The 10,491-nt window shown below is 55.9% G+C and carries 5 protein-coding genes and 7 pseudogenes; 7 read left to right on the top strand and 5 right to left on the bottom strand.

The features are described from left to right. Positions 1-441 precede the first annotated feature (441 nt). The 3 genes and pseudogenes from EIO60_RS00590 (at position 442) to EIO60_RS00600 (ending at position 2,246) form a co-directional block, all read left to right on the top strand. Complete coding sequence (locus EIO60_RS00590; protein ID WP_258575590.1) at positions 442-1,002, top strand: non-canonical purine NTP pyrophosphatase; 561 nt, start codon at positions 442-444, stop codon at positions 1,000-1,002. Then, positions 999-1,793 carry an SIR2 family protein gene (locus EIO60_RS00595; protein WP_258575591.1) on the top strand — a complete coding sequence of 265 codons (795 nt, stop codon included), beginning with the start codon at positions 999-1,001 and terminating at the stop codon, positions 1,791-1,793. Before EIO60_RS00590 ends, EIO60_RS00595 begins: the two co-directional genes overlap by 4 nt. A 153-nt stretch (positions 1,794-1,946) precedes the next feature. Further along, positions 1,947-2,246 (top strand): annotated as a pseudogene (locus EIO60_RS00600) (YebG family protein). A 561-nt stretch (positions 2,247-2,807) separates the two neighbouring features. Here EIO60_RS00600 and EIO60_RS00605 read toward each other — a convergent pair. Further along, a pseudogene (locus EIO60_RS00605) lies at positions 2,808-3,146 on the bottom strand (cupin domain-containing protein). 551 nt (positions 3,147-3,697) lie between these two features. On the opposite strand from EIO60_RS00605, the pseudogene EIO60_RS00610 reads away from it, so the two are divergent. Further along, positions 3,698-4,539: pseudogene (locus EIO60_RS00610) on the top strand (omptin family outer membrane protease); the annotation flags it as partial. 53 nt (positions 4,540-4,592) lie between these two features. Here EIO60_RS00610 and EIO60_RS16345 read toward each other — a convergent pair. Together EIO60_RS16345 and EIO60_RS00615 are read right to left on the bottom strand one after the other, a co-directional pair. Further along, complete coding sequence (locus EIO60_RS16345) at positions 4,593-4,790, bottom strand: hypothetical protein (RefSeq protein ID WP_374058069.1); 198 nt, start codon at positions 4,788-4,790, stop codon at positions 4,593-4,595. 126 nt (positions 4,791-4,916) lie between these two features. Further along, positions 4,917-5,910: pseudogene (locus tag EIO60_RS00615) on the bottom strand (MFS transporter). 36 nt (positions 5,911-5,946) lie between these two features. Here EIO60_RS00615 and EIO60_RS00620 point away from each other — a divergent pair. Further along, positions 5,947-6,903 (top strand): annotated as a pseudogene (locus tag EIO60_RS00620) (magnesium and cobalt transport protein CorA). Between the two features lie 81 nt (positions 6,904-6,984). Here EIO60_RS00620 and EIO60_RS00625 read toward each other — a convergent pair. Next, positions 6,985-7,886 (bottom strand): annotated as a pseudogene (locus EIO60_RS00625) (sugar phosphate isomerase/epimerase family protein). Positions 7,887-8,104: 218 nt separating this feature from the next. Further along, positions 8,105-8,800: a B3/B4 domain-containing protein gene (locus EIO60_RS00630; RefSeq protein WP_258575592.1), complete on the bottom strand. Its 696-nt coding sequence runs from the start codon at positions 8,798-8,800 to the stop codon at positions 8,105-8,107. A 201-nt stretch (positions 8,801-9,001) separates the two neighbouring features. Between EIO60_RS00630 and EIO60_RS00635 the strand changes: the two are divergent. Both EIO60_RS00635 and EIO60_RS00640 read left to right on the top strand, forming a co-directional pair. Continuing rightward, positions 9,002-9,302, top strand: a pseudogene (locus tag EIO60_RS00635) (KPN_00521 family repetitive protein). A gap of 400 nt (positions 9,303-9,702) precedes the next feature. Further along, positions 9,703-9,867 (top strand): hypothetical protein, encoded by a 165-nt coding sequence (locus tag EIO60_RS00640; protein WP_258575593.1) that lies wholly within the window; start codon positions 9,703-9,705, stop codon positions 9,865-9,867. Positions 9,868-10,491 lie beyond the last annotated feature (624 nt).

Below are 10,491 nucleotides of genomic sequence, written 5' to 3' on the forward strand. Positions count from 1 at the left end.
TGCTGCTCCAGATCTCTGCATGATGGGATCGTTGGGTGGAGGCGACTATCCTGGTACGGCAAAAAAGTTGACCGACACTAGCGACATTGACCGGCCTGACGTCTAAAAAGCCCCGGCGATGGGGCAGAGGTGTACCGCGCCGATCTGAGCAGGCTACGGGGTGGGTAAGTAGAGAGTAACAAAATGATCGACCCAGGCCAGCTGAACCTAAGCATTCAGTAAGCGCGGTATGTGACGTGCAATGGCGTGCGGCGCGGGCCGCATACGCAAAATTTCCCGCCCGTTTTATAAGGACTTCATCCCCTCCCCGGAGTCAGCTAGACTCTACCCGGTAATCCTCGCGTAATCTTGTACAGTTTGAGCAATAGCAGCCAAACCGGACAAGCCACAGGACAATCATCGAACAAAAATAATAAAAAATAGAACAGAAAAAGGCTTGCAATGAAAATCCGCTTTCTGTCAGCCAATGAGAATAAGCTGGCTGAGGTGCGAAAAATCCTCGAACCCGTCGGCGTGGACGTGCTGCCTATCGCGCGCCGTATCGAAGAAATCCAGACGGAAAACGAGCTTGAGCTGGTGCGCGACAAGCTGACCAAGGCGTTCTCCATTATCGGACGACCGCTGTTTGTCGAGCATACCGGGCTTTACCTCGACGGACTGAACGGTCTGCCGGCCGGGCTAACGCGCATCTTCTGGAACCGGCTGGACGCAGAGCGCTTTACCGCGCTGGTGCTAGGGCTGGACAGCCAGGCAGTGACGGCGAAAACCGTGCTGGGCTACTGCGACGGGCGCAAAATGTACCAGTTTCATGGCGAAGTGCGCGGCACCATCGCGGCGAAGCCGGCGGGGCCGCGCGAGTTCCAGTGGGACTGCGTCTTTATCCCGGAAGGGTACAGCCAGACCTTCGCTGAAATGGGCGAGCTGAAAAATGAGGTTTCCATGCGCAAGCTGGCGCTGGATCGCTTCGCCGCCTTTCTAAAAACCGCTCGAGGAGTGGCATGAAACCTGAACTGAAACGCGCCTACGAATCGGGCAAGCTTATCCTGTTCGCCGGCGCGGGCATTTCGCGCAATCTGGGGCTGCCGGAGTGGCATGAGCTGATTGCGCATCTGGCGCACGAGCTTGGCTACGATCCTAAAATATTCAATACCTACGGCACGCACCTGTCGCTGGCGGAATACTATAAGCAGAAAAAAGGGTCGCTCGGCCCGCTGCGCAGCTGGATGGATCGCGAGTGGCATCGCCCCGACATCGATGTCCGATCGTCAGAAATCCACACCATGATCACCCAGGGCAATTTCTCACGCATCTACACCACCAACTACGACCGCTGGCTGGAAGCGGCGCACGAGGCGCACGGCGTGCCCTACAGCAAAGTCGCCAACGCGGCGGATCTGGTTGCGCTCACCGAGGACAAGCGGCATATCATCAAGCTGCACGGCGATTTTGACGACGACACCTCTATCGTACTGGACGAGAGCAGCTATTTCGAGCGCCTCTATTTTGACTCGCCGCTCGATATCAAGCTGACCCACGACATGATGGGCAACTCGGTGCTGTTTGTCGGCTACAGCATCAGCGATTTTAATATTCGCCTGCTGTTTTACCGCCTGACGAAGATGTGGGGCAGAACCGGCCTGGCGACGGCGCGGCCGAAATCCTATCTCTTTACCAACCGCAACAATCCGGTCGCGCGCGAGGTGCTGGGACAGTGGGGTATAGAGATGATTATCTCGGAAGAGGACGATCCGCGCAAGGCGCTGGCCGACTTCCTGAAGGAGCTGATTTTCTGAGGAAAAACGATACGTTAGCGACTGAGACAGCCAGACGAAAAAAGGGAGCAATCCCCTGCTTTGCGCGATATTCTGTATAAAATAACAGTACCGGAAAGGCAAAAAATGGTTGTCGAAATTAAATACGTAGTCGTAAAGAAGGGTGGATAGAAAATGACGTTTGCCAGCAAAAAAGAGGCGGATGCCTACGACAAGATGCTCGATCTCGCGGAGGCCTTTACCGACTTATTAGCACAGTAGCAACCCGATATGGATGAGTCCCAGACGGAAACCCTGGGTCTGCTGATTGCCGAGCAGAAAGATGCCATCCAGCATATTCTGCGCACCAGCAGGCTGCCGGACGCCGCCTCCGCAGAGGCTGAGAAAAAGGCGCCTGCGGCCGAAGCCGATGGCGAAAGCGCCGACGCTGACGTGGCGCAGACCAAAAAAGTGTGCGCCGTTAAAGCTGCCTGATGCCTCTCACCACAAACGCGCCGCAGTGCTTTTGCCTGCAGCGCTTTTTTTATTGGGCAGCACTTCAGCGCGTAGCGTCACAGCTTGCAAACGGAGCCCGACGTCGCGTTTGCCTAGTGAGAAAAAACAGAAAAGGTGCCGAAGTAATAGCTCGCCATCCATGCCACGTAGAACAGCCAGATTACTAATCCCCCTGCCAAACCGAGTTTACCTGTCATAAGCCTGTCTCCAGTAAGTGTGCGGTTGTGCTAACCGTTGACACAACTTGACAGAAGGCGCTCGTGCTCGATTTGTTCTGGATCAAGAAAGCGATATTCAGCTGTCAGAGGTAACAATAAGGCAGATCAAACAGTCACCTTTGCGGATGTTGTTGCGGCATGGCGCGCTGCGCAGGCTTAGCCCCAGCTGCCAGGCGAGATCTAAACGGGACAGGCGGCTTTCCGCCGCCTGCCGCTGAACATTTTGGACGGTAAAAGCGAGAGGGCGCGAACCTCTGAGTGAAATTTAAATTACTAGTAAAAATTTATAGTCCGCTATAGCGACACGCAGCCCGGCGTCACTTCAGAGCAGGTCGGTACGATCGCCGCACGTGGTCGGCTGCGAGATCACCAGGAACTCTACCTCGCCGTCACTCTCATTGCGCGCCTAATGTTTCGCCTGAGGCGGAAATCTCACGCTCTGCTGCGCCGCCAGAACATGATGCTCGCCCTCCAGCTCCATACAGAGGGTGCAGCTCAGGAAAAAAAAGAATTGCCTGGCTTGGGCGTGATAATGACGTCTCTCCTAAGTGTGGAGCGGCATACGCTCATGAATGACGCTGAGATCCTGTCGCTTGAGCAACGTCCAGCGATCGCACTGTTCGCCCCAGACACGATGTTCCGAATTCTCTTTAGAAATCATCTTTCACACCCTTGCTAGTAAACAGAGTCGATAACATAACGATTTTTTTCTAACCAAACACATCTGGCTTGGCCATTTTCAGCGGTAGAAATTTGCCTTAAACGTTTTCGTGAAAATATTTCAGGATGCAGTCGGGGGATGTTATTTCTGCCTCTTTTTTGTCCATTGCGTAATTAAGTCAAACCGCAGCGGGAAACATAAAAAGATCGGCACACAGCGGCCAGTCTGCGCAGCGAAGCGGGTGCGCGACGGCAAGCGTGCGTGAATATTGCCAAGTCGATATCCAGCAGTATGTATAAAAGGTGGCAGCGCTGCGGCTAAAAAAGAGCCGATCGTGTATCGGGCACAGTGAGACATTATAGTCGCACCGGCGCGCAGCATTAATTAATTTTCCTTAACTCACTATGCCTGTTTTTTCACGATAAATTGACGCTTGCCTGCGACCATCGCGCCCTTTAGTCTCTGCCCACCATTTAAGGATCGCTTTATTTTTAAAACAGGGTAATAAATGAAAAAGAGCACTCTTGCGGTAATCGATGACCGCCGCCTTTTCCGCTGACAGCGTCAGAGTCGCCACCTTAGTTGGCATGCTGGGCGGCAAATCGAAGGAGCTGGTCTATGATGTCAGCAGTGCACGCAAGGTCAGCCAGCTGGACTGGAAAATCAAAAACGTCGCTATCCTGAAAGAGGATATCTCGTGGGATGCTTTCTCTTTTCTGACGCTTAACGCGCGCGGCTGGACCTCGCTGGCGTCCAGCTCCGGCCATATGGATGATTACGACTGGCAAAACGCCCGTCAGTCAAGCTGGACCGATCACTCGTCGCATCCCGATACCGACATCAACTATGCCAACGAATACGATCTGAACCTGAAAGGCTGGCTGCTGCAGAACGATCGTTATAAAATCGGCGCGGTAGCAGGTTATCAGGAGACGCGCTTCAGCTGGACCGCCTACGGCGGCGCGTTTAACTATGACAACAGCAACATTGTCGGCAACTTCGCCGACGGCCAAAGCGGCATCGGCTACAGCCAGCGCTTCTCTATGCCCTATATTGGACTGGTGGGGCAGTATCGCATTAACGACTTTGAATTCAACGCGCTGTTTAAATTCAGCGCCTGGGTGCGCGCCCACGATAACGACGAGCACTATATGCGTGACCTGACCTTCCGCGAAAAAACTGCGAATTCGCGCTACTACGGCGCGGCGCTGGATGCGGGTTACTACCTGACCGAGCACGCCAAAATCTTCGCCGAATTTGCTTGGAGCAAATATGAGGAAGGCAAAGGGGCGGCACCTAGGTGATTTACACCCTGACCGGCGAGTCCGCCTCTTACGGCGGCGACGCGGCGGGCATCGCCAATAAAATCCTGGGCCTGCAGTATCGCTTCTGATGAAATAAAAAACCGCCATCGGCGGGGTTTTTTATGCAGTCAGCGAGAGGGTGTTACTGCATCGCCTGCTGCTTGCTGCGCGAACGCAGCTTCTTCACCAGGCGATGCGCTTCGGCCTCGCTGGCCACCGCGGGCGAGGAGCCGTGCAGCGGTTTGCGCGCCGACTCATGCAGCGTCAGCACAGTCAGCAGACCCACCACTCCGGCGCCCATCAGATAGTAGGCGGGCATCATGTTGTGCGTGGTATCCACCAGTCAAGCGGTGATCAGCGGCGTGGTACCCCCGAACAGCGAGACGGAAAGGTTAAAGCCGATCTCCAGCGCGCTGTAGCGGATATCGGTGACAAACAGCGCCGGCAGCGTGGCGGGCATGTGCCGCTAAAGCAGGTGTGCATGCAGTACGCCCAGCACGATCAGCCCGGCGAACACCAGCCACATATTGCCCGACGTCACCAGCATCATGCAGGGGATCGCTAGCAGGATCAGGCCGACGGCGCCGGCACCAATCACCGGGCGACGGCCTAGTCGATCCGCCCAGTGTCCCCAGAACAGCGTCAGCGGCATCATCACAAACATCACCACCATAATCAGCAGCAGGCTGCTTGACTCGCCCATGCCGAGGATGCCGGTCAGGTAACTCGGCATATAGGAGGTCAGTATATAGTTGGAGACGTTGAACAGCAGCACCAGCCCGATGCACTTCAGCATCGGCTTGTGGTAGGTCTTCAGCATCTGCATCTGCATCTGCGTCAGACGCGGCTTGCTTGTTCTCCAGCGCCTCCTGCTTTTCCATATGCTGCTGGAACGCCGGCGTCTCTTCCAACTTTAGGCGCACGTAGAGGCCGAACATGCCAAGCAGTGCGACGATAAAGAGTGGGACGCGCCAGCCCCAGTCGAGCATGGTTTGCTCCGGCAGCACCGAGGTCAGCACCGTGACGAAGCCCGCGCCGAGCAGGTAGCCTCCCAGCGTACCAAATTCGAGGAAGCTGCCCATAAAGCCGCGCCGTTTGTCGGTGGAGTACTCCGCGATAAAGGTGGCGGCGCCGCCATACTCACCGCCGGTGGAGAAGCCCTGCACCAGGCGCGCCACCAGCAGCAGAATCGGCGCCATGATGCCGATGCTGGCGTAGGAGGGGATCAAGCCGATGCAGAAGGTGCCGATGGACATCATGATCATGGTCATCGCCAGCACTTTCTGCCGTCCGATGCGATCGCCCAGCGGGTCGAATACCAGGCCGCCGATGGGGCGCACCAGGAAGGCGGCGGCAAAGGTGCCGAACGCGGCGAGCCGCTGCGCGGTGTTGCTGGCGTTGGCGAAAAAGACCTTGCTTCTTTTACAAATCAGTCGAGTGCCTGCAACAAAACTGGTTATGCCTGCAGTATGACAGGCAACCTATAGCATAGGATAATGAACGTAAACTGCATGGTATATCGTCCGGGGCAGGCTGGGCAGGAACTGGACGTCGATAAAATCAGCGACGCGCTGAACGAGCCGGATGCGTTTATCTGGCTCGGGTTTTATCAGCCGGAAGCGGACTTTATGTATCGCATTCAGCAGGAGTTTGGGCTGCACGAGCTGGCGGTAGAAGATGCGCTGTGCGCCCACCAGTGTCCCAAAATCAAACAGTACGGCGACTCGCTGTTTATCGTGGTCAAAACCGTCAGCTCAGAGAACGAGCTCCTGCACTTTGGCGAAACCCACTTTTTCGTCGGCAAAAACTTTCTTATCATTCTGCGCCACGGCGCATCTGACAGCTACGCCCCAGTGCGCGAACGCGTTACGCAGAACAGAGCGATGCTTGAGCATGGGCCAGGCTATCCGCTCTACTGCATTCTCGACTTTGTGGTGGATCGCTACGGCGAATACACCGCCTCGCTCGGCGACACTATCGGCAAAATGGAGGCGGCGCTGTTCCGCTCAGAGTTCGATAACTAGGCGGTGAAAAAGGTCTATCGCCTGTGGCGCGAGCTGCTGAACCTGCGCAACGCGGCGCAGCCGCTGGAGGAGATTTGCCAGCAGCTGGTGCGTCTGCATGAGGAGATCGTGCCGAAAGAACGGCGCGCCTACCTGCGCGACGTGCAGGATCATGCGTGCCACGTGGTCACCGACGCGGAGGATATACGCGAGATGCTGACCAACGCCATGCACGTCAATCTGGCGATGGTGGCAGTGAGGTGACGAAAAAGCTGGTAGGCTGGGGCGCCATTTTGGTGGTGCCGACCATTATCTTCAGCATGTACGGCATGAACTTTAAGGAGATGCCGGAGCTGAATTCGCCGCTGGGCTATCCGCTCGCGCCGGGCGGCACCGTGGTCGCCTTGTTTTCTGCTGTGGCGGCGGCTGCGCAAGTCGGGCAGGCTGTAGCGCCAACGCCGCGGCGTTGCGTTGCGTTGCGCTTTACTCCTCGATAGCGGTGAGCAGCGGATTCTAAATGATGTGCTGCGCCTAGAGCGGGTTCTGTTCCCGCTGGGCCGCCTGTAGCGCAGGCATATTTAGCTTATCCAGCGCGCGATAGATATGCTTGAGGAAGCGAATCGAGAGGTTGGCAGCTTCGACGTGATCCTCGCGGAACAGGAACTGATCGAGCTGCCACACGCCGTCCCAGTTGTTGCACTTCAGCACGTAGAAAAACTCGAAGATTTCGGTCATACGCACGGTGCTTACCACCAGGTCGTCGTCCCAGCCGCGCAGGTTATCTTTTACGTCCATGCTGAACAGGCGGCCGCGATCGATAATCAGCTGGGCGGAGCCGGCCGGCGACTTACCGGCAAACAGCGCGTGGCCGAAGTCGAGCAGAATGCCGACATTATCCAGCCCAATCTTTTCAATGCCCAGCAGCGACTTTGCTGCCGAATCCCAAGTCATTTTCACGCGCGGCTCGCGCGGTTTGTATTCAATGGCGAATTTTACATCCGGGTTGGCCGCCGCCAGCTTCCAGAGCTGCTTGTGATCGATCTGGAAGGGGTATCCTGACCCGGCTAGATTTTAATGTAGCTGGCGCCCAGCTCGCGCACCACGTTCGTTCATCAGCGCCAGCGCCTCGCCGTACACCGCGGCCTCGGGATGGGTAAAGGCGCCGCGCGAAAATTTACGCAGGTAAATTTCAGGGGTGACGCCGATAGCCTGCAGACCAGTATCCTGCAGCGCCTGCCTGACGTCGGCGACGGAAACGCCGGGCGTAAAGGGATAGGGGGCGTCGACATAGCCGAGATCCTCCACTTGCCCGCTAAAGCGATCTGCTCAAGGGTTCTGAGCGCCGGGCCGTAGCCGTCCACCGCATAACGGTCGATGTAGTTAGCGAAATGCCACAGTCCAGCGCCAAATTTCGGGTAATTAACACTACTCATTGCTGATACTCTTCATTGAGGATGCAGGCAGAGATCGCCGCGGCAACCCATGCGCATGAATATATTCTGTATGGGTTATTTATTCCATTGTGCGAGCGGAAGGGGTGGCGTTGCCAGCGGGCAGCGCAACATCTGTAGCACAGGTCACATTAAATCGCGGAGGGGGAAAGGCAGCAGGCCGACGCGGCGCGGCTGGCCGCGACGGCGTTGATGTTCACTTAGCTGAATCCCGCCCCGATCAGCCGCTTGTCGAAGCGCGAGCCGGGCATCATCGCCTCCAGCCCGGCGATAAGCTCGTCGCTCGCCGCGTGCAGCGCGTCGAGCGGCATTTCCGACAGGCTTTCGAGAATAAACCACATCTGCTTCGCGCTGGCGTCCAGTCGGGTGCGAACGCCCTGGCGCCAGTTCCAGCGGCGACAGGTGACGCCCGCATCGTCGCGCCAGATCACCTCGCCTGGCTCTGGCGACTCCTCAAACGGCTCACCCTCTTTCAGGATATCGAAGCGCTCCTCGCCGCTGGCGCGCACCAGCCGCGGCTGGCCCACGTAGGCGGCGGCATTCTCGCCGCCAATCGGCAGCGCATATTTAATGCTGATGGCGTTATAGAGATCGACCGCCGGATCGATGGCGGGCAGGGCGCCGTCGCGCGCAACCCGCTTGCGCAGGGCTTCAAGCGAGCTGGGCGTGCGCGCAGGTTTGGCACCGAACGCCTTAAAGGCGTCGCGCCAGGCGGCGATATGCGCTTCTGCCCAGGGCACGTCGTGGTCGACAACGGCGCGGCAGGCGTCCTGCAGCGCCGCCTGTGCCAGCTGCGCATGCTGAACGCCCGCTGCCTCTACCTGAATACTCATGGCGCGAAAGCCGGGCGCCAGCGCGATAACGCTCAGCTCCACCTCGGGAGATAAAGAAAACATGGCAATACCCTCTCGATAAACAGTGGGTGAAGTGTAGCGATGAAAGGCAGCAGCCGCCTCTTCGGGCGCGCTGGCTGGTTGTAAAGCGGCCAGATAAACCTCCAAGAATAGACTGAATTCGGCGTTAAAAACGCGAGACGGGTCGTACAGACGCGCTATTTGTCTATACTGAAAGTGAACTTGATAATGAATGAGGGAATCATGAAAAAGACAATTATTGCACTTTCTGCTCTGATGCTGGCTGCACCGCGGTTCTCGCCGCGACCACACGTTCAACTGATGAAACCGTGGCTGAAGCCCATAAAGGCGCAGACACCGCGAAACTGTATGAGGCGCAGAACAAGGGCGCAGAGCAGAAGCTGAAGGCAAAAGCGACGCCACCACCAGCAAAATCAGCAAAGGTTCGCAGAAAGCTTGGCACAGCACCAAGCAGGGTACTGAAAAAGCCTGGGATAATACCAAACAGGGCGCTAAAGATCTGAAAAACAAAGCGACCAACTAAAGCTATATAGCTGAAGTAAGAAAGGCCGACGCAAGTCGGCTTTTTTGTTTCCTTAGGGTGCTTTTTTCTACAGCGTTTCGTTTCCCTTTACCGCGCTTTCGCGCATCGCGTCCCATTTACCCCTTCACCGCGCATTTGCCCACAGCGGCTCGCTTTCTCCTTTCATCGCGCTGTCGCCCATCGCGTCGTTTTATCGCTTCACCGCGCTTTTGTCCCTGCGTTCATGGCGCAGACTCAACCCTGGCGTCTCAGGCGCGGCGGCGGCCTACGCGGGGCGAAAACGCCGCACGTTAGTGCAAGTCATTGGCTTTAAGGCGCGTGCGCTTACAATCAGCCTTTAACGAAATATATTTGCCTTAATAACTTCCCGTTTTGTTTAAGAATGACACAAGGAGAAAACATGGCCAGGGAGATGATCAGGCAGGGCGGCCGCAGCGCGCGCATTCAGGAAGCAGTGCATAAAGCGGTCAACGCGCTGCTGAAAAGTCGCGATCGCAGCGAGATAACGATGCCGATGGTGGTGGATGCGGCGGGCGTCACGCCCTCAGCCCTTTATCGCCGTTGAGGCTATCTGTCGCAGCTGCTGCGGATGTCACCGTATCACATATGCGTTCCGTCGGCGAACCCGACGATACCGGCACTATGTAGGGCGAGGCCTATTCTGCAATACGCGGAGGAGGTCTCCTCTAAGGTCGGACGGCAGATGCTGGCAGATATCATCGGCAGCGGCAGCGCAACGGTTAAGTGCTGCGGCTATACCCGTCTGCATCTGGACATTCTCAAATATTTATTTGCCGGATAAAGCATTAATGCCGGCTTTTATTGCAATGCCGATAACGTCATTAATTATTCCAGCATTGTGGTTGCGCTTGTTATTAACGCCTTTGAGTTGAAGCAGAAATATTACCTAAAAAGAGGTGGTTATCTTTCTGGTATGATTTAACAACTCTGTGTTGCTTTGCGCTGAATCATAAAAGCCCCTAGAAATCCTCTTGTCCTTTAGGACGCCTGCGATAGGCTTATCAACCGTTAGTTAATATTTTTATTCTTTTTTTCTTGTTTTACATAAATCCCTCTGCATGTTACGGGAGCATAGTGTCCGAAATATTATTATTATTATCAATTCATTAACTTTTAAAAAACAGGCTCTACTGTGTGAGCTTATCGTCTTCCAGAATTTTATATACCG

This window comes from Candidatus Pantoea persica (genome assembly GCF_013753875.1).
GTDB classification, from domain to species: domain Bacteria; phylum Pseudomonadota; class Gammaproteobacteria; order Enterobacterales; family Enterobacteriaceae; genus Pantoea; species Pantoea persica.

What these genes read in the sequence shown, in the direction of transcription:
- EIO60_RS00590 (WP_258575590.1), top strand. Translation starts at nt 442, where the DNA reads ATGAAAATCCGCTTTCTGTCAGCCAATGAGAATAAGCTGGCTGAGGTG.
- EIO60_RS00595 (WP_258575591.1), top strand. Translation starts at nt 999, where the DNA reads ATGAAACCTGAACTGAAACGCGCCTACGAATCGGGCAAGCTTATCCTG.
- EIO60_RS00630 (WP_258575592.1), bottom strand. Translation starts at nt 8,800, where the DNA reads ATGTTTTCTTTATCTCCCGAGGTGGAGCTGAGCGTTATCGCGCTGGCG.
- EIO60_RS00640 (WP_258575593.1), top strand. Translation starts at nt 9,703, where the DNA reads ATGGCCAGGGAGATGATCAGGCAGGGCGGCCGCAGCGCGCGCATTCAG.